Source organism: Azotobacter armeniacus (assembly GCF_054779355.1).
Genome location: NZ_BAAGYK010000035.1, coordinates 81301 through 102402, shown reverse-complemented (window position 1 = coordinate 102402; position 21102 = coordinate 81301). Strand labels below are relative to the sequence as shown.

Genomic DNA, 21102 nt, shown 5'->3' with positions numbered 1-21102 from the left:
CCCAATGGGGTGGGCGAAAGGAAGGGGGGCTTTCCCCGCCAATTGGAGTGTCAGGAGAAGGATATGACTGAGTCACTGCAGCAACTGCTCGCCGAACTCGAACACTTCGGCGAAACGAACGACCGCACGATCAGCGAGCGTCCCCGGCGCATGCTGAACATCACACGCGATACGGGCGAATTCCTTTCGGTTCTCATCCGAGCGACGAATGCCCGGCGTGTGCTGGAAATTGGAACGTCCAACGGCTATTCGACTTTATGGCTCGCCGATGCCGCCCGCGCCACAGGCGGTCGGGTCATGACGGTGGAACTTTCCGAATTCAAGCTTGAATTGGCTGCGCGCAACTTCGCACGTTCCGGTCTCTCTCCGCTGATCGCCCAGATCCATGGCGACGCGGGGCAGATACTTGCCGAGGCGAATGACGAAAGCTTCGATTTGATCTTCCTTGATTCGGAGCGACCCGAATATCCGGGCTGGTGGCCCGACATCAGAAGGGTGGTGCGCCAAGGCGGATTGCTTGTGGTGGACAATGCCATTTCCCATCCGGAGCAGCTGGCGCCTTTCGTCGTTCTTGTCGAGGCGGACCCCGAGTTCACGTCATGCCTAGTGCCCATCGGGAAAGGTGAATTCCTGGCCACGCGCTCTGCATAGGCTTCGTCTTCCATCGGCCTCTGAGCCTGAGTGATCCCCGCAAAATCACCCCAGTTCCTGCGCTTGCCGGTAGACCTCCCGCCGCAGGGCCAGCTCCAGGTTGCGCAGCGTCTCCCGGGAAATGGCTCCCGCCCCGGTGCGTGCATACTCCAGTCCCGGCCGCCACAGCGACAGCACGTGCTTGCCCTTGAGACTGTTGCTCTGGAAACGCCGTTCATGCCCCGCCTCCTGTGCCTGCAGACCCAGCAGGCACAGCGCGTAGTTGGCCAGCACGGCAATCAGCAGCAGGATCTCGATGCGCCGCGGGCAGCGGCTGCGATGCAGTCCCAGGCCGCTCCCCAGCCGATGGCTCTTCAGATCGCGGAAGCCTTCCTCGACCTGCATGCGCCGCTGGTAGATCGCCACGACCTGCGCGGCATTCCACTGCGCCTCGGGCAGGTTGCTGGCCAGCAGCCAGGGCTCGCGCGGGTGGACGACTTCGCAGACCGGCAGCGAGCGTCCGGCCAGCAGGATCGCGGCCCGCAGCAGGAACCGCTTGCCGGCGGCATCGATCGGCGACCCGTCCACCAGGAGCAACGGATGCCGGAGCGAGCCCGGCAGGGCACGGCGCATGACCCAGTAGAACAACCCCCGCTCGGCCTGCAGCTGGCGGTTGCCGAGCAGGCGGTCGACCCGCTCGATGGCATGCCTGGGCCAGGCCGAGCCGGGCATCGAACGCCCCAGTGCGGTCAGGGTCAGGCGGCGGCCCTGCAGCAGGGCGGCCACCGCGGCCATCAGGGCTTCGAGACGGCGGGCATGGATCGTGGAGAGTGCCTTGGCGAAGGCGGCGTGCAAGAACTGGACGGTCTGCATGGGGTCTGGGGACATCGGTCAGTTTGGTGACAACCAACGTGCCCGCCCATGCAGGCCTCTTCAAGCCATACGTTATTGATTTATAAGGATAATTTATGTGGATCACCCAGCCTCTGAGCCCGGAATACGGGGCGATGAATGCGGGTTGCCCCACCTGGATGTCAGGCAGGGTGAGCACGCCTTGTCTGTCCAATCGCTTTTCAAAGCCGCTCCTCAATACTGCAGACAATGCGATGGCAGCCTGGCGGCCATTGTAGTTTTCGATGTATTGCCCGACATCCCCGATTGGTCGCTGAAGGGTATACCCGCCAAGAGAATGTCTTTGTTCGGGGATAGTGGCATATAGCAAGCTTTTTGCACTCCCCTATAGCCGTCTGTCGGCTTTTCCAAGTTTTAGTAATAACGCAGTGGATTTTAAGTAAAATATTGCACAGTTTGCGTCATTTATTGCCTATGAAACGAGCCGGGCATGCCTGCATGCAGCGTTGCCTGGACTCATCCCTTTTGTCGCTGTTTTTGGGGGAAGCCATGTCTTCACCACGACCAAACAGGACACAACAAGGTCCTTTGCGGGTGGACCTTGCGCTGCAGGGAGGCGGTGCCCATGGAGCTTTTACTTGGGGCGTGCTTGACCGGCTGCTTGAAGAGCCGAAACTTCAGTTGGAAGGCATTTCGGGGACCTCGGCCGGTGCCATGAATGCGGCCGTCCTGGTGGACGGCTACGCCAGAGACGGGGCAACGGGTGCCCGCCACGCGCTGGAGGCGTTCTGGCGCAGGGTGTCGAAGGCCTCGCAGTTCAGTCCCTTCCGGCGCAGCCCGCTCGACGTGTTGCTGGGGCGCTGGACACTGGACTACTCGCCTATGTTCATGACGATGGACATGATCGCGCGGGTATTCTCCCCCTATGATCTGAACCCGGCCGGGAACAATCCCTTGCGCACCATCCTGGCGGAATCCATCGATTTTTCGCATCTGGCCGACGGGCCGATCAAGCTGTTCGTGACGGCGACCAATGTGCGCACCGGGCGCGGCCGCGTATTCCGCAACAGCGATCTGACGCTCGATGCGCTGCTGGCGTCGGCCTGTCTGCCAAACCTGTTCCAGGCCATCGAGATCGACGGTGATGCCTACTGGGATGGGGGGTATGCCGGTAATCCCACGATCACCCCGCTGGTGCGTGAGTGCGAGTCGAGCGACACCATCCTGGTGCAGATCAATCCCATCGAACGTCCCGGCACGCCGCGCTCGGCACGCAATATCCTCAGCCGCCTCAATGAAGTTTCTTTCAATTCCGTGCTGTTGAAGGAGCTGAAGATGATCGCTCTGCTGCGTCAGATGGTTTGTCTTGGCGATGACGAAAGCGCCCGCTGGGCATCGATGCGGATTCACCGCATTTCCAGCGATGTATTGCTGGAGCTGGGCTATTCGTCGAAGCTGAACGGGGAGTGGGCGTTTCTGACGATGCTGCGTGACCAGGGGCGAAAGGCGGCCGAAGGCTTCCTCGAGGCCCATCGCGCGGACCTGGGCAAGCGTTCGACTCTGGATCTGGATGCCCTGCTGGAAGGGGTATGACGGCTGATGTCGCTGGTCGTTCCACCATTGCTCGATCCGGACGTTGAGGTGACTGCCTGGAGCCCGTCACTGTCCATCCTCAACGCGGCGGATACTGCGACAGCACCCTGGCTACGATTTCGCGGACCATCCGGGTGCGTTCGGCCGGGTTGTAGGAGCCGCTGCGGAGGATCTGCTGGGCGCTGCCGCGCCAGACCAGCTTGCCGTCGCGGGCGTCGTGGAAGTCGATCTGCAGGGTGCCGACCCGGTAGTCGTAGGTGCGGGTTTCGCCATAGCCCGGGCCGCCCCAGTAGCCGTACCAGGGGTTGCCCCAGTAGCCGCCGGAGTAAGTGGTGATTTGGCTCTGGCGCTGGTCGACGATCAGCCAGACCTGCACCTTGATATCGCCCGGGCTGCCGGGCGGGGCCGGGCGCAGGCCGCGCTGGTCGAGTTGGTCGGCCACGGCGGCGCGCATGCGCTGTTCGGTGAGATCGCTCTTCAGGCGCGGGTCGGCGGGGCGGTACTGCAGCGCCGGTTCTTGCCAGCTCCAGCTGCGATAGGCGGCGAAGTCGCGGTTGGGGTCGAAGTCGCGCTCGAGTTGGACGCTCTTGCAGGCTGCGAGCAGCAGCAGAAGGGGTAGCAGCAGACGGGTTCGCATGGTGGTTCCTCCGGTTGCAGTGCGTACGGCAGATGGACTGTCGCGGGCTTTTCCCCCCTCATCCCGGCCTTCTCCGCCGAGGGACGAGTCTACGGCGGAAAGCCCTCCAGGGCGCGGCGGGTCGCCTGGTGCAGGGCTTTGGCGCGGCCGGTCTGGCCGTCGTCGACCGTGGCCTCGCCGCTGCCGCGCCACACCCGTCGGCCGTCGGCGCCATCGATGAGAGCGACGTGCACCACCAGCACCTGTTCCTCGTAGCGGTAGACGAGGGGAACCCGGCCCCATACCCCGTAATGATCCCAGTGGTAGCCGTAGTAGCCGCCAAAGCGGCCGTAGTAATCCCTGTAGGTGCGGATGCGCCGCTTCAAGGCCAGCCGCGCGGTGACCCGCAGATCCGCCACGGCGCCCGGGCGGGCCGGGCGCAGGCCGCGCTGGTCCAGCTCGGCGGACAGGATTTCCTGCACCTGGCCGGACCCCAGGCCGGCGCCGCCGTCCGGCGGGCGATCGTCCAGCCAGGCCCAGTCGCGGTAGGCGGCGTAGTCCCGTGGGGTGGCCGGATAGACGCCGAACTCGAAGACCGTGGCGGCCGCGGGCGGCGCCGGGGGCAGGGGAGCGGACTCGGCACGGTAGGGATTGGGGCTCTGGCAGGCGCCGAGCGCGAGGCAGAGCGACAGTGCGGCCAGGCGGTGCATTGGTGTTCCTCGGCGATGGCCCCTCACCCCGGCCCTCACCCCGGCGGGGAGAGGGAGGCGCGCATGGCTTGCCTGCGGCGTCCGGCTTGGCTACCACCCTGTTTTCAGCTTAGCAAACCGGGCGCGGCCGGCAGACCCAGTGCAGGTAGCGGCCGAGGCCGGCGAAGCTCGGGTGGCGACGGTAGGCCAGTTCCATTTCCAAGAGATCGAGCAGTTCCGCTTTGGCCTGGAATTCCGCCGGCATGTAATCGTGGAAGACGCGCACGCCGCTGGTGCTGTCGATGTGCCAGGCGGCCTGCATCTTGGCAGCCAGTTCGCGCGGGTCCAGCGGGCGCTGTGGGGTCAGGCTGCGGCCTTCGCCGGCGAACTGCTCCTTGCGCAGCTTGCGGAAGTGGCCCTTGAGCAGGTTGCGGTAGATCAGAGCGTCCTTGTTGTAGAAGGCCAGCGACAGCCAGCCGCCGGGCGCGGTGAGCTGGTGCAGCACGGGGAGGATGCGGTGCGGCTCGGCCAGCCATTCCAGCACGGCGTGGCAGAGTACCAGGTCGAAGGGCTCGTTGAGCTGGCCGAGCAGTTCCTGCCAGGGCGCCTGGAGGAAGGTGGCGCGCTGCCCGGCGGCGGCGAAGCGTTCGCGGGCGGCGTCGAGCATGGGCGCGGCCGGTTCGGCGAGGGTCACGAGGTGGCCACGCTCGGCCAGCCAGAGCGCCATGTGGCCGAGCCCGGCGCCGACATCGAGCACCCGCAGCGGGCGCTCGGGCAGCGCCTCGGCCAGATCGGCCTGGAGCACGGCGAGGCGGACCGCGCCCTTGGCGCCGCCGTAGATCTTCTCGGCGAAACGCAGGGCCAGGTCGTCGAAGTGGCGGTCGCTCATTGGGCGAAGCGCCGTTCGCTGTCGGCCAGCTTGGCGCACACCACTTCGTCCAGATCCAGGCCGAGTTCGGCGCAGAGCAGCAGGAGGTAGAGGACCACGTCGCCGATCTCCTGGCCGGTATGGGCCAGCTCATCGGCGGGCAGGGCGCGGGATTCGTCCTCGCTCTTCCATTGGAAGATTTCCACCAGCTCGGCCATTTCCACGCTGGCGGCCATGGCCAGGTTCTTTGGGCTGTGGAAGCGCCGCCAGTGGTTGGCGTCGCGGATGGCGTGCAGACGGCGGGTGAGTTCGGTGGTGTTCATTGCGGGGCTCCTGCTGAAAGGCGCATAGCTTCGGCCGCCGACGGCCGGGCCGCAAGTGCGCCGCCCCTCCCGCAGACAGGAGGGGCGCCCGGATCAGTATTCCCAGAAGATCCGCTGCAGCTCCTTGCTGTCCTGCGTCCTGGTCAGGGCGACCGCGGCGAGGATGCGCGCCTTCTGCGGGTTGAGGTCGTGGGCGACCACCCAGTCGTACTGGTCGTCCGGCTGCTCGGCGTTGCGCAGGACGAAGCCGCCCTGATCGACGCGCGAGGCGCGGATGATCTGCAGGCCTTTCTGGCGCAGCGCTTGCAGGGTCGGCACCACGGGGGCGGCGACCGAGCCATTGCCGGTGCCAGCGTGGACGATGGCTGTGGCGCCGGCCCGGGCGAAGGCTTGGTAGGCGATATCGTCGAGGTTGCCGTAGGCGTAGGCGATATCCACCCGCGGCAGGCTGGTGATCTGCCGGATGTCGAACTCGGAGTGTTGCGTATGGCGCTTGGCCGGCAGGCGGAACCAGTAGCTCCTGCCTTCCACCACCATGCCCAGCGGGCCCCAGGGGCTCTTGAAGGCTTCGGTCTTGATGTTCAGCGCCTTGCTGACGTCGCGTCCGGAGTGGATCTCGTCGTTCAGCGTCACCAGCACGCCCTTGCCGCGCGCCTCCGGATTGCCGGCCACGGCGACAGCGTTGTACAGGTTGAGGGTGCCGTCGGCGGACAGGGCGGTGCCCGGGCGCATGGAGCCGACCAGTACGATGGGCTTGTCGGTGCGCTCCACCAGGGTCAGGAAGTAGGCGGTCTCCTCCAGGGTGTCGGTGCCATGGGTGATGACGATGCCGTCGACCTCCGGGTGCTCGGCCAGCTCGGCGACGCGCCGGCCGAGCTGCAGCAGCTGCTCGTTGCCGAAGCTTTCCGATGCGATCTGCAAGACCTGCTCGCCGCGCACCTCGGCCAGCTCCCGGATCTGCGGCACACTGTCGATCAGTTGCTCGACCGGGATCTTGGCCGCCTGGTAGGTGGCGCTGTTGGCGGCACTGGCGCCGGCGCCGGCAATGGTGCCGCCGGTGGCGAGGATCGTCACCCGGGGCAGCTGGCGCATCGTTTCGGGCTGCGCGGCCTCTTCGGCGTGCAGGCCGGGCGGGAGCAGCAGGGTCAGGGCGAGGAGGGCAGGAGCGAGCGCGGGCAGACAGTTCTTCATGTGGGTGCTCTCAATGCGGGAGGATCTTGGCGAGGAACTGCTGGGCGCGCTCGCTGCGTGCCGAGACGTCACCGAAGAATTCTTCCGTGGCGCAGTCCTCGACGATGCTCCCGCGGTCCATGAAGATCACCCGGTTGGCGACCTTGCGGGCGAAGCCCATCTCGTGAGTCACGCACATCATGGTCATGCCCTCCTGGGCGAGCTGGACCATCACGTCGAGCACTTCGTTGACCATCTCCGGGTCGAGCGCCGAGGTCGGTTCGTCGAACAGCATCACCACCGGGTCCATGGCCAGCGCGCGGGCGATGGCCACGCGCTGCTGCTGGCCGCCGGAGAGCTGGCCGGGGTGCTTGTGGGCGTGGGCCTTGAGACCGACCCGGTCGAGCAGCGCCAGGCCCTTCTCGGTGGCTTCCTCCTTGCCGCGGCCGAGCACCTTGATCTGCGCGAGGGTCAGGTTCTCGGTGACCGACAGGTGGGGGAACAGCTCGAAGTGCTGGAACACCATGCCGACCCGGGCGCGCAGTTTCGGCAGGTCGGTCTTCCGATCGGCGAGGGAGGTGCCGTCGACCACGATGTCGCCCTGCTGGAAGGGCTCCAAGGCGTTGACGCACTTGATCAGGGTGGACTTGCCGGAGCCGGACGGCCCGCAGACCACCACCACCTCGCCCTTCTGCACCTCGGTGGTGCATTCGGTCAGGACCTGGAAGTCCCCATACCACTTGCTGACGTTCCGGATCGAAATCATACGGTTAACCTTTTCTGCAGACGCTTGACCAGCTGCGAGGCGGCGAAGCTGACGACGAAGTACACCAGACCGGCGAAGATCAGGAATTCGTGGGGCTGGCCGATGATGTCGCCGCGCGAGCGGGCGGCATTGAGGAAGTCCATCAGGCCGACGCTGTAGACCAGCGAGGTGTCCTGGAAGAGGATGATGCTCTGCTGCAGCAGCAGCGGGGTCATCTTGCGGAACGCCTGGGGCAGGATGATCAGGCGCATGTTCTGCCCATAGGTCATTCCCAGCGCCTGGGCGGCGCTCATCTGGCCCTTGGGAATGGCCTGGATGCCGGCGCGGACGATCTCGCAGTAGAAAGCCGCCTCGAACATGACGAAGGCCACCAGGCAGGAGGCGAAGGCGCCCACCGGGGTGTCCTCGCCGGTGATCTCGCGCAGCACGAAGGGCACCGCGAAATAGAACCAGGTGATCACTAGCAGCAGCGGAATCGAGCGGAAGTAGTTGACGTAGGTGGCGGCGATGCTGGCCAGCAGGCGGTTGTGCGCCAGGCGCATCATCGCCAGCAGAGTGCCCAGCAGTACGCCGCCGAGCACGCCCAGCACGAGCAGCAGCAGGGTGGTCTGCATGCCGTCCCAGAGCGCCGGAAGCGCGGCGGGGATCGAGCTGAAATCCATCATTTGCCTCCCGTGGCGATCAGGCCAGGTACCGCGACTTTCTTCTCGACGACGCGCATGAACAGCATCAGGCTCATGTTCAGGGTGAAGTAGATCAGTGTGGCCAGGGTGAAGGCCTCGAACAGATGGGCGGAGAACTCCGCAGTCTGCTTGGTTTGCGCCAGCAGCTCCATCAGGCCGATCAGCGAGGCCACCGAGGAGTTCTTGAAGATGTTGAGAAACTCCGAGGTGAGCGGCGGGATGATGATCCGGAAGGCTTGCGGCAGCAGCACCTGGCGGTAGATCTGGCCAGGCCGCAGGCCCAGCGCCAGGGCCGCCGCGCTCTGGCCGGCGGGCAGCGCCTGAATGCCGGTGCGTACCTGCTCGCAGACCCGTGCGGCGGTGAACAGGCCGAGGCACACCACCACGCTCAGGTAGGCCGAGGTGGCCGGGCTGAGGTCCTGCTTGAACCACAGCTCGAGCGGCTCGGGCAACAGGTCCGGCACCAGGAAGTACCAGAGGAACAGCTGCACCAGGAGCGGCACGTTGCGGAAGATTTCCACATAGACGGTGGCGATGCCGGAGAGCCAGCGGTTCGGCAGGGTGCGCAGCACGCCGAGCAGCGAGCCCAGCAGCAGGGCGATGATCCAGCCGACCAGGGCGACGGCGAGGGTCCAGCCGAAGCCGGCGATGAACCAGTCGAGGTAGATCTCCTCGCCGATCCCGGTGGACCTGAAGAACACGCCCCAGTCCCAGTTGTAATCCATGGGGGGATTTCCTCTGATCTGCAACACAAGGGAAGCCTGCGCGGGGCATTTCTCCCCGCGCAGGGCGGCGGCGCTTACAGCTGCTCGGCGGCTTTGTCGGTGGGTTCTGCGATCAGCTTCTTCAGCTCGTCGCTCATCGGGAAGTTGAGGTTCAGGCCCTTCGGCGGAATCGGCTGGAGGAACCACTTGTCATAGATGGCGTTGATCTCGCCGGATTTGAAGGTGGCGCTGAGGGCATCGTCGACTACCTTCTTGAAGGCCGGATCGCCCTTGCGCAGCATGCAGCCGTAGATCTCGAAGGACTGCGGCGTGCCGACCACTGTCCAGTCGTCGGGCTTCTTGGCCTTGGCCATTTCGCCGTAGAGCAGGGCGTCGTCCATCATGAAGGCTACCGCGCGGCCGGATTCGAGCATCAGGAAGGATTCGCCGTGGTCCTTGGCGGCGATGACATTCATCCCCAGCCCTTTCTCGACGTTCATCGCCTTGAGCAGGCGCTCGGAGGTGGTGCCGGCGGTAGTCACCACGTTCTTGCCCTTGAGGCCGGCGAAGTCCTGGATGCCCGTGGTCTTCTTGGTCAGCAGGCGGGTGCCGACCTCGAAGATGCCCACCGAGAAGGCCACCTGCTGCTGCCGTTCGGCATTGTTGGTGGTGGAGCCGCACTCCAGGTCGACGGTGCCGTTCTGCACCAGCGGAATGCGCGTCTGCGAGGTGACCAGGGTGTAGCGCACCTTGAGCTCGGGCAGGCCGAGCTGCTGCTTGAGCGCCTCGACCACCTTCAACTGCAGGTCGTGGGAGTAGCCGATCGGCTGGCGCGAGGTTCCGCCCAGATAGGAGAAGGGAATGGAGGCGTCGCGGTGACCGAGGGTGATGGTGCCGGAGTCCTTGATCTTTTTCAGGGTGCCGGTGAGTTCTTCCGCGGCGAGGGCCGTGCCGGACGACAGGGCGACGACCAGGGCGCTGCCCAGCAGGCAGGAGGCGATACGCATGAGTGTTTCCTCTACTCGTTGTTTTGGCTGAGGGCGATAGCCCGATCCCTCGGGGAGGCTCTATCGCACTGGCCCCAAGTCTAAAGGCAGAATGCGTGCCAGTTGGGCAAAACAGCGGATTTTCTTTTATCTGCATGATTCGAAAGAGATTTTTGGGGGCAGGTAGGGCGGGTGAAACCCGCCGGTCTCGGTGCAGCCCCACGCCATGTCCGGCGGGTTGCACCCGTCCTACGGGGCGCAGCCGGCCCTCCGGCCGAGCCGGCGGCCCACCCCGGGCAGGCGCAGGGCCAGCAGGAGCAGCGCCCAGGCGAAGTAGAGTGTCCACTGGCCAATGTCCGAGCGGACGATCCACAGCATGTGCAGCAGCGCCAGGCCGAGGGCCGGATAGACCAGCCGGTGCAACTGCTTCCAGCGGCGGCCCAGGCGACGCATGCTCCAGCGGTTCGAGGTGAGCGCCAGCGGCAGCAGGGCGCACCAGGTCAGCGCGCCGACCAGGATGTAGGGACGCTTGCGCAGTTCCTCGGCCAATTGGGAGAAGTCCAGTCCGAGGACGAAGATCAGGTAGGTGGTCAGGTGCAGGCAGGCATAGGCGAAGCACCACAGGCCCAGCTGCCGGCGTACTAGCGCCCAGCCGCTCCAGTGCGTGGCTCGCTGCAGCGGCGTCAGGGAGAGGGTCAGCAGCAGGAGGACCAGGCCGCCCTGGCCGAGGCGCTCGAGCAGTACCTTGCCCGGGTCCGGGCCGAGGGCGAAGGTCCACGCCTGGTACAGCCAGAACGGCGGCGGTAGCAGGGCCGCGACGAATACGCAACAGCGCCAGAGCGGATGCTTCATCAGTACTCCCGGGTCAGGTCCATGCCACTGTAGAGGCCGGCGACCTCCTCGGCGTAGCCGTTGAACGGCAGGGTGTCGCGCAGGTTCGGGCTGAACAGGCTGCTCGGCAGGCGCCGCTCGCGCTTCTGGCTCCAGCGCGGGTGGTCCACGGCGGGATTGACGTTGGCGTAGAAGCCGTATTCCTCGGGCGCCCGCTGCTGCCAGCTGGTGTAGGGCTGGCGCTCGGTCAGGGTGATGCGCACGATCGACTTGATGCTCTTGAAGCCGTACTTCCAGGGCACCACCAAACGCAGCGGCGCGCCGTTCTGGTTGGGTAGCACGCGGCCGTACATGCCCACCACGAGGATGGTCAGCGGGTGCATCGCCTCATCCATCCGCAGACCCTCCCGATACGGCCAGTCGAGCAGGGCGAAGCGCGAGCGTTGTCCCGGCATGTGCTCGGGGTCGACCAGGGTCTCGAAGGCCACGTATCTGGCATTGCCGGTGGGTTCGGCGCGCTTGAGCAACTCGCCGAGGGAAAAGCCGAGCCAGGGGATCACCATCGACCAGGCCTCGACGCAGCGCAGGCGGTAGATGCGCTCCTCCAGTGCGTGCGGGCGAATCAGATCCTCCAGGGCGTAGCGGCCCGGCTTGGCGACCTCGCCGTCAATGCGCACCGTCCAGGGCTCGGTCGGCAGCTGGCCGGCGTTTGCCGCCGGATCGCTCTTGTCGGGACCGAATTCGTAGAAGTTGTTGTAGTGGGTGGCGTCGCGAAACGGCGTGACCGCCTCGCCGGGTGCCTTGACCGCCTGCCAGCGGGTGTCGGGCAGCTTCTGTGTAAACCAGGAGGGCGTTCGGCCCGGCTCGATCTCGCCATAGCGCGAAGCTTCGGCGCGGGCCCAGGCAGGCAGAGTGGCGGCGCCCAGCGCCACGGCGCTGGCGCCGAGGAAGCGCCGGCGCGACAGGTAGACGGGCTCCGGGGTGATCTCGGAGGAGAGGCAGTTCGAACGGGGCGGAAGCTGAATCAGCATGGTCGTCTCTCGAGGCGATTGTGAACTCCGGCGCGTTTGCGCCGGCCGGCGAGAGTTGGATGGAACGGGGCGGGAAATGTTACGGCGGATGGAGCGGACGGCCTGTCCGCGGGCCGGAGTTCAGTCCTTCGGCCCCTTCTCGCGTAGGCGAATGGCTTCGAGGATGGCCGGGGCGTCCGGCTCGCTCTCCAGGGGCAGTTGCTTCAGGGTCTCGGCGGTCAGCCTGAGCTGCTTGAGGTAGAGGCGGCAATGGGGACAGATGCTGATGTGCGCGAGTACCGCCAGACGGGTCGCGAAGCTCAGCCGCTTGTCGATGATCTCCGATCCGAGTTCTGCTACCTCCCGGCACTTCAGCATATTCCTTCCTCCTCGAAACGCTCCAGCATGGCATACAGACGCTGGCGGGCGCGATGCAGCAGGACGCGCACGTTGCCTTCCGTCAGCACCAGGGCCTGGGCGATCTCGGCGAACTCCAGTCCCGCCAGCTCGCGCATGGTCACCACCGCCTGCTGATCGCTCGGCAGGCGGTGCAGGTGCTTGCGGATGCACTCGTGCAGTTCGGCCTCGGTGAGCAGTGCCTCCGGGGTGTCGTGATGCCAGGGCACCGGCGGCCGGGCCCATTCGCCCGTCGCATCGAAGCGCTCGCCGAGGGGCGAGCCGGTGTCCTCTCCCCAGCAGTCCCAGGATTGTTCGCAGCGGCGCTTGCGCAGCAGGGCCTGGGCCTCGTTCAGGGCGATGCGCGCCAGCCAGGTGCGCAGCCGGGAGCGGCCCTCGAAGCTGGCGATGGCGGCAAAGGCCCTGATCCAGGTTTCCTGGGCCACGTCGGCGGCCAGATCCGCGCCGACCAGCGGGGTCGCCATGGCGATCAGGAAACGGTGGTGTGTTCTGATGGCGGCCTCGCATGCCTCCGTTTCGCCGCGCTGGATGCCGCCGACCAGCGCCTGTTCTTCATCCATTCCTGCCTCGTCGTCATATTCCTGGCTGTCGAGTGTATCCATATCGCCAGGCCAGCAGCCGGTCGATGGAGAGGGCCCCCGGCCCGCGGGCGGCCAGCAGCAACAGGCAGGCGGCCCAGACGCCGTGGGTCGGATAGGCGCCGGGATAGACGAAGAGCTGGATGACCAGCGTCATGCCGAGCAGGGCCAGGGCCGAAAAGCGGGTCGCCAAGCCGATCAGGATCAGCACGGAAAAGAAATGCTCGCTGAAGGCTGCCGCATGGGCGGCCAGCACCGGCGACAGCAGCGGCACCCGGTACTCCTCGGCGAATAGCGGCACGGTCGAGGCGGCAAGCCGCGGCAGGCCCAGCTCGAAGGTCCCGGCCACCAGGTCGATGGCGAAGCCCTCCACCTTGGTCTGGCCGGACTTCCAGAAGACGGCGGCGATGGCGAAGCGGGCGAGGAAGGCGACCAGGCTGTAGGGGATCCGCTGGCAGAGGTCGACGGCACGGGCGGTCAAGCGCACGGGGAGTGCGCTGCGTTCGACGGGCACTGTGTCGTTCATTCGGTCCCTCCTGATTCAAAGGCGAAGTGGGTGATGGCACCGGCACGGATCAGCTGCGCCAGCGGCGCGGCGATGTCGAGTGCGGGGTCGCGGGAGAGGGTCTGGCCGGCTGCCTGGCCGAGCGGTACGCCCTCCTGCAGCAGACGGACGAATTCCGCTGCGCTCGCGGGCAGGCCGATCACCTCGACTTCCAGGCCGTTGCGCAGCACCAGGGCGCTCTCCGGACTGCCGGGGTCGACCCGGGAGATGTCGAATGTGCCCTGATGGGCCGCCCACAGGGAAACGATGGCAAACGGTGAGGCAATCGTCGAAACCGAGGGGTGGAGGCGCAGGTTCAGATCGGCAAGCCTGTCCGGCTCGGACAGGACGGTGGCGAGTGTGGCGCTGTCCGTCGCGGGGGCGTCTGCCGCGTGGCAGGCGCGGACGCGGAGAAACTCCAGACGCGCCACGTCGCCCAGGTAGGGCAGGCCGGCAGCCGGGGCAAAGTCCTCGATGAAGGCCGCAAAGTCCTCGCCGTAGTGCGCCAGGATGCATGTGCGTGGCGGTGTGGCGCGCACATGGAGCTGCGCCATGGCGCGGAAGAAACCCTCGCCGACCAGCTGGCGCACCACCGGAAAGCTCTCGGCCAGGGCGTCGACCAGCGAGGCGATCACGTTATTGCGATAGATCGCGAAGCGCGCGGCCGGGTCGGAGCCGTTCCAGCTTTTCAGAAAGGACGGGCAGGACCGCTCGGGATCGAGCAGCGCGGTGGCGAATTCCCGTTGCATGCTCATGCCGGCGCCCCCTGGCGGCGGGTCTGTTCGACGGCGAGCAGGCGCTCGGCCTGCCCTGCTTCGGCCAGCAGCACTTCCAGGGGCGGAACGTCGTTGTCGCGCTCGAGCAGAGTCGGCAGCGGCCCGGTCTGCCGCAGCAGCCGCGCGTAGAGCGCCCACACGGCAGCGTCGACGGGCGCGCCGTGATTGTCGATCAGCAGGCGGGCGCCAGCGCCGTCGAGGTCCTCGGCGAAACCGGCCAGATGGATCTCGCCGACCGCCTCGAGGGGCAGAGCGGCGATGTAGGCAGCGGCGTCCCGGCCGTGATTGATGCAGGAAACATAGGCGTTGTTCACGTCCAGCAGCAGCCCGCAGCCGGTGCGGCGGACCACCTCGGCGATGAAGGTCGCCTCGTCCATGGTGGAAGTCGAGAACTCGACATAGGTCGCCGGATTCTCCAGCAGCATGCGCCGCTTGAGGCGGCTCTGCACCCGGTCGATGTGTTCGCAGACCCGCACCAGCGTCGCCTCGTCGTAGGGCACGGGGAGCAGGTCGTTGAGGAAGAGTTCCCCGTGACTGGACCAGGCCAGGTGTTCCGAGAAGGATTCCGGCTGGTAGCGCCGGATCAGCCCGGCCAGGCGCTCGAGGTGGTCTTCGTCGAGCGGCTGCTCGGCGCCGATCGACAGCCCGACGCCGTGCAGGGACAGAGGATAGCGCTCGCGGATCAGGCCCAGGCAGTGATGGAAGGGGCCGCCCTCCACCAGGTAGTTCTCGGCATGGACCTCGAAGAAGCCGATGTCGGGCGGCGTTTCGAGGATCTGCCGGAAATGCTGCGGCTTGAGCCCCAGGCCCGCCCGCAGGGGCAGGCCGCCCGCCGGCGCAGGAGCGCCGCCGTGGGCGGCGCGTGAAAGGGGAAGGGTCATGGTCGGCGCTCCTGGCAGGTCGGTCAGGCCTCCTTCTTTTCTTCCTTGAAGGCCTCGAGCTGGCCGAAACCGGTCGGCGAGGTGGGCGAGGCGGTTTTTTCGCAGGTGCCGGCGGGCACGTATTTCCAGGCGTTGCCCTGGTAGTCGACCTTGGAGGTGCCGGCGCAGGTGGTGCCCGGACCGGCGGCACAGTCGTTCTTGCCCTTGAGGGCGACGCCGTAGCACTTCTCGTTATCCGCCGCCTGGACGGCGAGCGGGGCGGTGGAGAGGGTGAGGGCGGCGCCCAGGGCGAGGGCGAGGCTGGCGGCCGATACGGCGGGGGTGATTGTTTTCATGTCCATCTGTCTCCGTTGCTGGTGGTCGCGAGGCCATGGACAGGCTCGCGGGGTACGGCCGGCCTGGGTGGCCGGCGGGTTCGTGGTTCCGTTCCGATGCGCCAGAGCCGGTTTTGTTACAACGGTTTGTGTTGAATTCGTCGTATGCGGCGGACGCTGAGGGAGTGGCCGGCGACGGCTTCCGTCTCTTGCGCCATCGGCATGCAGCAAGGCTAGACTTTCCGACAGGACTTGGAGGAAGCCCCATGTGGATCAGGAACAGCGTGCATGCGGTGAGTGACCGGGTCCGGGCTGGGCGCACCTGCTGGTCGAGCACATCTTCACCAGCTCCCTGCCCGAACGGCGAGTCATCCGCCTGGACGGGGCTATCCGCATGACCGCCCGCTAGGTCGGGTCCGAGCATCAACCACTTCAGTCGAACACTCTGTCGCGAGGGCGCCATGTCCCAAGATCCGGTTGTCATCGTTTCCGCCGCCCGCACGCCGCTCGGTGCGTTCCAGGGCGAACTCTCCAGCCTGAGCGCCCCGCAGTTGGGCGGCGTCGCCGTGCGCGCGGCGCTCGAACGGGCCGGCATCGCAGGCGAGCGGGTGCAGGAGCTGATCCTCGGCTGCGTGCTGCCCGCCGGTCTCGGCCAGGCGCCAGCCCGCCAGGCGGCGATCGCGGCCGGCCTGCCGTTGTCGGTCGGCTGCACCACGATCAACAAGGTCTGCGGCTCCGGGATGAAGGCCACCATGCTGGCCCACGACCTGCTGCTCGCCGGCAGCGCCGAGGTCATGTTGGCCGGCGGCATGGAGTCCATGAGCAATGCCCCCTATCTGCTGCCAGGGGCGCGCGGCGGCTACCGGCTCGGGCACCAGCGGGTCCTCGACCACATGTTCTTCGATGGTCTGGAGGATGCCTACTTCGACCGCGGCCGGCTGATGGGCATCTTCGCCGAGGATTGCGCGGCCAGCTACGGTTTCACCCGGGAGGAGCAGGATGCCTGGGCGATTACCTCGACGAGCCGCGCCCGGGCGGCCATCGAGTCCGGCGCCTTCTCCTGGGAGATCGCTCCGGTGAGTGTGGCCGGGCGCAAGGGCGAGACTCTTGTCGAGCACGACGAGCAGCCGCCGAAGGCCAAGCTGGAGCGGATTCCCGATCTCAAGCCGGCCTTTCGTGAGGGCGGCACCGTGACCCCGGCCAACTCCAGCTCCATTTCCGACGGCGCCGCCGCGCTGCTGCTGATGCGCCGCTCCACGGCTGGGCAGCTCAGGCTCGCGCCGTTGGCGACCATCATCGGCCATGCCAGCCATGCCCACGAGCCGCGGCTGTTCCCCACCGCGCCGGTCGGCGCCATGCAGCGGATGCTGGAGCAGGCCGGCTGGACGGTCGATGACGTCGATCTATGGGAGATCAACGAAGCCTTCGCAGTAGTGACCTTGGCGGCGATCCGCGATCTGGGGCTCGATCCGGTCCGGGTGAACGTCCATGGCGGCGCCTGTGCCCTGGGGCATCCGATCGGCGCTTCTGGCGCGCGCATCCTGGTCAGCCTGCTTGGCGCCCTGCGGTGCAGCGGCGAGCGACGTGGCATCGCCAGCCTGTGCATCGGCGGCGGCGAGGCGACGGCGATTGCCGTGGAAATGTCCTGACAGGCGGGAGCCTGGCGCTCCCGCCTGGGTTCGGCGGTCAGTGTCGACCGCCGCCGTGGCTGTTGCGGCCTCCCTTGCGGCCGGCCTCGGAGGCTTTCTTCGGATCGTTGGCGAAATTGCCACCACTGTTGTGCCCACCCTTGCGGCCGGCGGCGGCGGCCCGTTCGGGATCGTTGGCGAAGTTTCCGGGATTGGCGTGTTTGGGCATGGCCTCTCTCCTCGCATACTGATGGGGGTCTGCAGTCTGGACGAGCGTCCAACTTCAGACTGCATACAGTTACTGAGAGAAGCCCACCGGCAGAGTTCCTGTCTTTCCGGCGAAGGGGGCGGCAGCGGATAGACGGTAGGGGCGGGGCCCGACGAGCCTTCAGCGAGGGACGGCTGATCGCGGGCAGGCGCGGAGGCTATTTGCTCAGTCGCCAAGTGCGCCTGGGCTTGTCCGAGCGCGACAGGCGCCAGTCGCCTTGGGCGCGTGGCAGGGAGGTCTCCACCAGATCTTCGCAGCTGTGGATTTCCAACCCGGGTTCAAGGTGCTTCTTCGGGTCAAGAGCGGTGTTCTTCTTCTTCATGTTTTTCACCTGTAGTCGCCCAGTAAATTGCAAGCGCCGGAGCGCATTTGTTAGTTGACTCCTGTTTTTCTGTGTAGTTGTCGGGGCGCCGGGTGTCAAAACGGGGCTGACCGGCGGAGGCAGTGGGTGAACCGTACCAGTGGCGCTGTTGCAACGCCGGAGGCCGATCGCCATTCCGGCTCTTGAGCGAGGCGAAGAGGCGGCAGGACAGGCTCGCAGCGGGTTGTGGCAATGCGCTGTCGGTTGCCGCGACCGGGTGAGGGCGGTGCTCAGTCGAGGATGAAGTGCGGCAGGAAGCGCGAGCTGCCCTGGGTGATCGGGCTGGCGTCCTCGCGGATGCCGATGCCGCAGGCGCGGTCACCCACCACCCGGCTGCCTGTCAGCGGGTAGTGGCCGGCGAAGCAGGGCAGCAGCAGGCAGGCCTGGCGCACCGCTGCGCCGGGTCGAAGAACGCCGGCAGCAGGTTGGGATGCTCCGCATGGCGCTGGAGCGGGCGATACTGGCCGGAGCGGCTGGAGCCGATCGTTTCGGCCCTGGGCAGCACGCCTATCCTGCCGGGGCATTGAGCCTTCGGAGTTCCCGGAGCGGTTCACATAGGCGACTCCTTGCCACAAGCTCATAGACCGCTCGCAGATATGGGTAATTGAAAGCACTCAAAGACCTTGAAAAAAGAAGTGGCTATCAGTAGCTCTGCAGCTCTTCGCGCAGGCGGGCCAACTGACTGGCCAGTTCGGTGGGGTAGGGCTCCAGCAGGCGCTCGATGGCGGCGCCGCCCTCGGGCATGGCGAGCGGGCGCAGGCGCACCCGCAGGCGGACTTCGGGATCCTCGCCGATCTGCCGCTCCAGCAGCAGGACGTTATGGCTGTACTGCGCCAGGGTCAGTGCGGACTGGCCGCCCGGGCTGAGCAGCAGGGCCGCCTGGCCCTGGCTGGCGAGGTTCGCGCCGCGCGCCAGGCCGAGCTGCAGCTGCAGGCTGGCGCCGTCGGCGGCCTCGAGCTCCAGCTCGGATTTCAGGGAGCGCAGCAGTTCGGCGCAGCAGATGGCGTTGGCCAGATAGTCGTCGCCGCATTCCCGGCGGTGGAACAGCAGCAGGCCACCGTCCTCGTCGAGCGGGTACAGCTCCCCGCCGTAGAGCGCCGCGGCCTGCTCCAGGCTGTTGCGATAGCGCCGGCGCAGCTCCACCAGCTGCTCACGGGACAGGCTGCGCAACTGGTCCAGGGGGCCGAGCTGGATGGCCAGCACCGCGCTTTCGCGGGCCTGCCGATGCGACGCGGGCGCTGCGACAGGAGCGAAGTCCTCGTCCAGCCCTGCGGCGAAGTCGGGCTCATCGTTGGCTTCCGGGAGCAACCGGCGCAGCGGCGGGTCCTGGTCCTCGTCATCCAGCCCGATATCGGCACGCCGCTGCCCGGGCATGGGCAGCGGCGACAGCCCGGCGGACGCCGGCTTGCCAGGCGCCGCTCTGGTGGGTGTCGCCACGCAGGGTGTCGGAGTGTCGAGCGACAGCTCGTCGTCCTCGATCGCGTCAAAGTCGGAGCGGGCCGGGCGTTCCGGCACCAGGCGGCTCTGCAGCTGGCGGGCTAGGTCGCCGATCTCGTCCTGGCGCTTGGCGCCGGGGGCATGGTCGTCCGGATCGCGCAGCCAGACGCGCATTTGCAGCAGCGGCGTGGAGATGTGGTAGCCCAGGCGCAGGCTGAGGATCAGCGTCAGGATCAGCAGCCCCAGGCCGAGCAGCCCCATGTTGCGCAGACTGACGATGAACGGCTCGCGGAACTGCGGCATGTTCAGGACGATGCGCAGGTGTCCGGTGATGCTGTCCTGGAAGGTGATGGGCTGGGCGTGGAGACTGGGGTCGCCTTCCGGCGGCATTCTCGGTGGACGGCTGCCGGCTTCGGCGAGGAGGTGGTTGTCCACGCTGTAGACGGCCGCGTGGGCGACCAGAGGGCTCTTCGTCAGGTTGCCCAGCAGCACGTTGAGGCTGAGGATGTCGTTGGCCACCAGCAACTGGCTGCCCGAGGCCGCGGTCTGGGCAATCAACGTCTGGCCGAGGGCGTCGGCCTGCTCGTGCATGGTCTGGCGGACCTGGAGGCCGACCAGCCAGGAGTAGGTGGCTAGCGCCAGGATCACCAGCACCAGGCTGTGGCTGACGATACGCAGGGAGACTGGGACGCGCCGCTGGCACAGGGCACGAAACAGCAGGACGAAGAAGTTGTCGGGCTTGACGGATGCTGGCCGGTTCACTGATCGCGGCTCTTGAGACGGACGGGCGGTCAGTATACGGAATGCCGGGGGGGCGCCGTAAGGCTTGATGGAGGGAAACCGCCCGATGGGTTTGGTGTTCGGCAGGGAAGCGCCCGGCGCGGCACGGCCTGCTAGAATGCCGCCTTCTTTGCCATGGGAGAGGGCGTCTTGCGCGAAATTGTCCTGATCAACATCACCGGGGCGGATCGTCCCGGTCTGACCGCGGCCATCACCGGCGCGCTGGCCCGCTGCGGGGTGGGCATCCTCGACATCGGCCAGGCGGTCGTCCATGACACCCTGTCGTTCGGCATCCTGGTCGAGGTCCCGGCCGGCAGCGAGCTGTCGGCGTTGCAGAAGGAGGTGCTGTTCGTCGCCCACGGGCTGGAGCAGCAGGTGCGCTTCACCACGGTTTCCGAGGCTGACTACCAGGCTTGGGTCACCGGCCAGGGCAAGTCGCGCTACATCGTCACCCTGATGACGCGCCGGATGACCGCTGCGCAGCTGGAGCGGGTCAGCGCGATCACCGCCCGCCACGGGTTGGATATCGACCAGATCGATCGCCTCTCCGGACGCATCGCCCTGGACACTCCGGAAGTGCGCAGCAAGAGCTGCATCGAGTTCTCGGTGCGCGGCGAGCCGGCCGATTCGGCGGCGCTGCGCGACGAGTTTCTACTCGCCGCCCAGGAGCTGAACGTCGACATCGGCTTCCAGCTCGATACGGTGTTCCGCCGCGTCCGTCGCTTGGCGGTATTCGACATGGACTCGACACTGATCGAGGCGGAGGTGATCGATGAGCTGGCCAAGGCCGCCGGTATCGGCGAGCAGGTCGCGGCCATTACCGAGCGGGCGATGCGCGGCGAGCTGGATTTTCGCGCCAGCTTCAAGGAGCGCCTGGCGCTGCTCAAGGGCCTGCCGGAAGGCGTACTGGCGGAGATCGGCGCCTCCCTGCGCCTGACCGAGGGCGCCGAGGTGCTGTTCGCTGAACTCAAGCGCCTGGGCTACAAGACGGCGATCCTTTCCGGCGGCTTCTCCTACTTTGCCCGCCAGGTACAGCAGAAGCTTGGCATCGACTACGTGTTCGCCAACGAGCTGGAAATCGTCGACGGCAAGGTTACCGGGGTGGCAGTCGAACCCATCGTCGACGGCCAGCGCAAGGCCGACCTGCTCTGCCAACTGGCCGAGCAGGAGGGGCTGTGCCTTGAGCAGACCATCGCTGTCGGCGACGGCGCCAATGACCTGCCGATGCTCGGCCTGGCCGGCCTGGGCGTGGCTTTTCGCGCCAAGCCGCTGGTCAGGCAGTCGGCCAAGCAGGCGATCAGCAACCTTGGGCTGGATGGCATCCTCTATCTGCTCGGCTATCGGGATCGGGAGGCTGGAGTCTAGCTCCGGAGCTTTCCGTGGCTATGGCTTGATCG

The 21102-nt window shown here is 66.7% G+C and carries 25 protein-coding genes and 1 pseudogene; 4 read left to right on the top strand and 22 right to left on the bottom strand.

Annotated features, from left to right (window positions below):
* Positions 1-63 precede the first annotated feature (63 nt).
* On the top strand, positions 64-651 hold the full coding sequence (locus ACYVD0_RS08370) for an O-methyltransferase (protein ID WP_460426386.1): 588 nt from the start codon (positions 64-66) through the stop codon (positions 649-651).
* 45 nt (positions 652-696) lie between these two features.
* On the opposite strand, the gene ACYVD0_RS08365 is transcribed toward ACYVD0_RS08370, so the two are convergent.
* A complete protein-coding gene (locus tag ACYVD0_RS08365) occupies positions 697-1503 on the bottom strand; it encodes a transposase (protein WP_460426437.1) in 807 nt (268 codons plus the stop codon).
* Positions 1504-1980: 477 nt separating this feature from the next.
* On the opposite strand from ACYVD0_RS08365, the gene ACYVD0_RS08360 reads away from it, so the two are divergent.
* Positions 1981-3075, top strand: a complete 1095-nt coding sequence (locus ACYVD0_RS08360; protein WP_460426385.1) for a patatin-like phospholipase family protein — start codon at positions 1981-1983, stop codon at positions 3073-3075.
* A 79-nt stretch (positions 3076-3154) separates the two neighbouring features.
* On the opposite strand, the gene ACYVD0_RS08355 is transcribed toward ACYVD0_RS08360, so the two are convergent.
* The 17 genes from ACYVD0_RS08355 to ACYVD0_RS08275 form a co-directional block, all read right to left on the bottom strand.
* Complete coding sequence (locus ACYVD0_RS08355) at positions 3155-3712, bottom strand: DUF4136 domain-containing protein (protein WP_460426384.1); 558 nt, start codon at positions 3710-3712, stop codon at positions 3155-3157.
* 89 nt (positions 3713-3801) lie between these two features.
* Positions 3802-4401, bottom strand: coding sequence for a DUF4136 domain-containing protein (locus ACYVD0_RS08350; RefSeq protein WP_460426383.1), 600 nt, complete (start codon positions 4399-4401; stop codon positions 3802-3804).
* A gap of 109 nt (positions 4402-4510) precedes the next feature.
* Positions 4511-5269, bottom strand: a complete 759-nt coding sequence (locus ACYVD0_RS08345) for a class I SAM-dependent methyltransferase (RefSeq protein WP_460426382.1) — start codon at positions 5267-5269, stop codon at positions 4511-4513.
* Positions 5266-5571 carry a nucleoside triphosphate pyrophosphohydrolase family protein gene (locus tag ACYVD0_RS08340; RefSeq protein WP_460426381.1) on the bottom strand — a complete coding sequence of 102 codons (306 nt, stop codon included), beginning with the start codon at positions 5569-5571 and terminating at the stop codon, positions 5266-5268. The genes ACYVD0_RS08345 and ACYVD0_RS08340 overlap by 4 nt, the downstream gene beginning before the upstream one ends.
* Positions 5572-5664: 93 nt before the next feature.
* Entirely contained in the window at positions 5665-6762 is a 1098-nt protein-coding gene (locus tag ACYVD0_RS08335) for an L-asparaginase family protein (RefSeq protein ID WP_460426380.1), read from the bottom strand.
* A 10-nt stretch (positions 6763-6772) separates the two neighbouring features.
* On the bottom strand, positions 6773-7507 hold the full coding sequence (locus ACYVD0_RS08330; RefSeq protein WP_460426379.1) for an amino acid ABC transporter ATP-binding protein: 735 nt from the start codon (positions 7505-7507) through the stop codon (positions 6773-6775).
* Positions 7504-8172 (bottom strand): ABC transporter permease subunit, encoded by a 669-nt coding sequence (locus ACYVD0_RS08325; RefSeq protein WP_460426378.1) that lies wholly within the window; start codon positions 8170-8172, stop codon positions 7504-7506. Before ACYVD0_RS08325 ends, ACYVD0_RS08330 begins: the two co-directional genes overlap by 4 nt.
* The gene (locus ACYVD0_RS08320) at positions 8169-8915 is read right to left on the bottom strand and encodes an amino acid ABC transporter permease (protein ID WP_460426377.1); all 747 of its coding nucleotides are present in this window, start codon (positions 8913-8915) and stop codon (positions 8169-8171) included. The genes ACYVD0_RS08325 and ACYVD0_RS08320 overlap by 4 nt, the downstream gene beginning before the upstream one ends.
* Positions 8916-8989: 74 nt before the next feature.
* Entirely contained in the window at positions 8990-9901 is a 912-nt protein-coding gene (locus tag ACYVD0_RS08315; RefSeq protein ID WP_460426376.1) for a glutamate/aspartate ABC transporter substrate-binding protein, read from the bottom strand.
* Between the two features lie 228 nt (positions 9902-10129).
* Complete coding sequence (msrQ, locus tag ACYVD0_RS08310; protein WP_460426375.1) at positions 10130-10732, bottom strand: protein-methionine-sulfoxide reductase heme-binding subunit MsrQ; 603 nt, start codon at positions 10730-10732, stop codon at positions 10130-10132.
* Positions 10732-11742, bottom strand: coding sequence for a protein-methionine-sulfoxide reductase catalytic subunit MsrP (msrP, locus tag ACYVD0_RS08305; protein WP_460426374.1), 1011 nt, complete (start codon positions 11740-11742; stop codon positions 10732-10734). The genes msrQ and msrP overlap by 1 nt, the downstream gene beginning before the upstream one ends.
* A 120-nt stretch (positions 11743-11862) precedes the next feature.
* The gene (locus ACYVD0_RS08300; RefSeq protein ID WP_460426373.1) at positions 11863-12099 is read right to left on the bottom strand and encodes an anti-sigma factor family protein; all 237 of its coding nucleotides are present in this window, start codon (positions 12097-12099) and stop codon (positions 11863-11865) included.
* Positions 12093-12740 (bottom strand): RNA polymerase sigma factor, encoded by a 648-nt coding sequence (locus ACYVD0_RS08295; protein WP_460426372.1) that lies wholly within the window; start codon positions 12738-12740, stop codon positions 12093-12095. The genes ACYVD0_RS08300 and ACYVD0_RS08295 overlap by 7 nt, the downstream gene beginning before the upstream one ends.
* Entirely contained in the window at positions 12712-13242 is a 531-nt protein-coding gene (locus ACYVD0_RS08290) for a DoxX family protein (protein WP_460426371.1), read from the bottom strand. The genes ACYVD0_RS08295 and ACYVD0_RS08290 overlap by 29 nt, the downstream gene beginning before the upstream one ends.
* Positions 13239-14015, bottom strand: coding sequence for an HvfC/BufC N-terminal domain-containing protein (locus tag ACYVD0_RS08285; protein WP_460426370.1), 777 nt, complete (start codon positions 14013-14015; stop codon positions 13239-13241). The genes ACYVD0_RS08290 and ACYVD0_RS08285 overlap by 4 nt, the downstream gene beginning before the upstream one ends.
* On the bottom strand, positions 14012-14917 hold the full coding sequence (gene bufB, locus ACYVD0_RS08280; protein WP_460426369.1) for an MbnB/TglH/ChrH family RiPP precursor modification enzyme: 906 nt from the start codon (positions 14915-14917) through the stop codon (positions 14012-14014). Before bufB ends, ACYVD0_RS08285 begins: the two co-directional genes overlap by 4 nt.
* Before the next feature lie 23 nt (positions 14918-14940).
* Positions 14941-15252 (bottom strand): BufA1 family periplasmic bufferin-type metallophore, encoded by a 312-nt coding sequence (locus tag ACYVD0_RS08275; protein WP_460426368.1) that lies wholly within the window; start codon positions 15250-15252, stop codon positions 14941-14943.
* Between the two features lie 440 nt (positions 15253-15692).
* Here ACYVD0_RS08275 and ACYVD0_RS08270 point away from each other — a divergent pair, with 440 nt between their 5' ends.
* Positions 15693-16880, top strand: a complete 1188-nt coding sequence (locus ACYVD0_RS08270; protein WP_460426367.1) for a thiolase family protein — start codon at positions 15693-15695, stop codon at positions 16878-16880.
* A gap of 37 nt (positions 16881-16917) precedes the next feature.
* Here ACYVD0_RS08270 and ACYVD0_RS08265 read toward each other — a convergent pair.
* From ACYVD0_RS08265 to ACYVD0_RS08250, 4 genes and pseudogenes are all read right to left on the bottom strand, one after another.
* Positions 16918-17070, bottom strand: a pseudogene (locus ACYVD0_RS08265) (con-10 family general stress protein); the annotation flags it as partial.
* A 214-nt stretch (positions 17071-17284) separates the two neighbouring features.
* Positions 17285-17449, bottom strand: coding sequence for a hypothetical protein (locus ACYVD0_RS08260; RefSeq protein ID WP_460426366.1), 165 nt, complete (start codon positions 17447-17449; stop codon positions 17285-17287).
* A gap of 269 nt (positions 17450-17718) precedes the next feature.
* Positions 17719-17880, bottom strand: a complete 162-nt coding sequence (locus ACYVD0_RS08255; protein WP_460426365.1) for a glutathionylspermidine synthase family protein — start codon at positions 17878-17880, stop codon at positions 17719-17721.
* A gap of 250 nt (positions 17881-18130) precedes the next feature.
* The gene (locus tag ACYVD0_RS08250; protein ID WP_460426364.1) at positions 18131-19687 is read right to left on the bottom strand and encodes a histidine kinase; all 1557 of its coding nucleotides are present in this window, start codon (positions 19685-19687) and stop codon (positions 18131-18133) included.
* Positions 19688-19855: 168 nt separating this feature from the next.
* Between ACYVD0_RS08250 and serB the strand changes: the two genes are divergently transcribed.
* Positions 19856-21070 (top strand): phosphoserine phosphatase SerB, encoded by a 1215-nt coding sequence (gene serB / locus ACYVD0_RS08245; RefSeq protein ID WP_460426363.1) that lies wholly within the window; start codon positions 19856-19858, stop codon positions 21068-21070.
* Positions 21071-21102 lie beyond the last annotated feature (32 nt).

What these genes read in the sequence shown, in the direction of transcription:
- ACYVD0_RS08370 (WP_460426386.1), top strand. Translation starts at nt 64, where the DNA reads ATGACTGAGTCACTGCAGCAACTGCTCGCCGAACTCGAACACTTCGGC.
- ACYVD0_RS08365 (WP_460426437.1), bottom strand. Translation starts at nt 1,503, where the DNA reads ATGCAGACCGTCCAGTTCTTGCACGCCGCCTTCGCCAAGGCACTCTCC.
- ACYVD0_RS08360 (WP_460426385.1), top strand. Translation starts at nt 1,981, where the DNA reads ATGCAGCGTTGCCTGGACTCATCCCTTTTGTCGCTGTTTTTGGGGGAA.
- ACYVD0_RS08355 (WP_460426384.1), bottom strand. Translation starts at nt 3,712, where the DNA reads ATGCGAACCCGTCTGCTGCTACCCCTTCTGCTGCTGCTCGCAGCCTGC.
- ACYVD0_RS08350 (WP_460426383.1), bottom strand. Translation starts at nt 4,401, where the DNA reads ATGCACCGCCTGGCCGCACTGTCGCTCTGCCTCGCGCTCGGCGCCTGC.
- ACYVD0_RS08345 (WP_460426382.1), bottom strand. Translation starts at nt 5,269, where the DNA reads ATGAGCGACCGCCACTTCGACGACCTGGCCCTGCGTTTCGCCGAGAAG.
- ACYVD0_RS08340 (WP_460426381.1), bottom strand. Translation starts at nt 5,571, where the DNA reads ATGAACACCACCGAACTCACCCGCCGTCTGCACGCCATCCGCGACGCC.
- ACYVD0_RS08335 (WP_460426380.1), bottom strand. Translation starts at nt 6,762, where the DNA reads ATGAAGAACTGTCTGCCCGCGCTCGCTCCTGCCCTCCTCGCCCTGACC.
- ACYVD0_RS08330 (WP_460426379.1), bottom strand. Translation starts at nt 7,507, where the DNA reads ATGATTTCGATCCGGAACGTCAGCAAGTGGTATGGGGACTTCCAGGTC.
- ACYVD0_RS08325 (WP_460426378.1), bottom strand. Translation starts at nt 8,172, where the DNA reads ATGATGGATTTCAGCTCGATCCCCGCCGCGCTTCCGGCGCTCTGGGAC.
- ACYVD0_RS08320 (WP_460426377.1), bottom strand. Translation starts at nt 8,915, where the DNA reads ATGGATTACAACTGGGACTGGGGCGTGTTCTTCAGGTCCACCGGGATC.
- ACYVD0_RS08315 (WP_460426376.1), bottom strand. Translation starts at nt 9,901, where the DNA reads ATGCGTATCGCCTCCTGCCTGCTGGGCAGCGCCCTGGTCGTCGCCCTG.
- msrQ (WP_460426375.1), bottom strand. Translation starts at nt 10,732, where the DNA reads ATGAAGCATCCGCTCTGGCGCTGTTGCGTATTCGTCGCGGCCCTGCTA.
- msrP (WP_460426374.1), bottom strand. Translation starts at nt 11,742, where the DNA reads ATGCTGATTCAGCTTCCGCCCCGTTCGAACTGCCTCTCCTCCGAGATC.
- ACYVD0_RS08300 (WP_460426373.1), bottom strand. Translation starts at nt 12,099, where the DNA reads ATGCTGAAGTGCCGGGAGGTAGCAGAACTCGGATCGGAGATCATCGAC.
- ACYVD0_RS08295 (WP_460426372.1), bottom strand. Translation starts at nt 12,740, where the DNA reads ATGGATACACTCGACAGCCAGGAATATGACGACGAGGCAGGAATGGAT.
- ACYVD0_RS08290 (WP_460426371.1), bottom strand. Translation starts at nt 13,242, where the DNA reads ATGAACGACACAGTGCCCGTCGAACGCAGCGCACTCCCCGTGCGCTTG.
- ACYVD0_RS08285 (WP_460426370.1), bottom strand. Translation starts at nt 14,015, where the DNA reads ATGAGCATGCAACGGGAATTCGCCACCGCGCTGCTCGATCCCGAGCGG.
- bufB (WP_460426369.1), bottom strand. Translation starts at nt 14,917, where the DNA reads ATGACCCTTCCCCTTTCACGCGCCGCCCACGGCGGCGCTCCTGCGCCG.
- ACYVD0_RS08275 (WP_460426368.1), bottom strand. Translation starts at nt 15,252, where the DNA reads ATGAAAACAATCACCCCCGCCGTATCGGCCGCCAGCCTCGCCCTCGCC.
- ACYVD0_RS08270 (WP_460426367.1), top strand. Translation starts at nt 15,693, where the DNA reads ATGTCCCAAGATCCGGTTGTCATCGTTTCCGCCGCCCGCACGCCGCTC.
- ACYVD0_RS08260 (WP_460426366.1), bottom strand. Translation starts at nt 17,449, where the DNA reads ATGAAGAAGAAGAACACCGCTCTTGACCCGAAGAAGCACCTTGAACCC.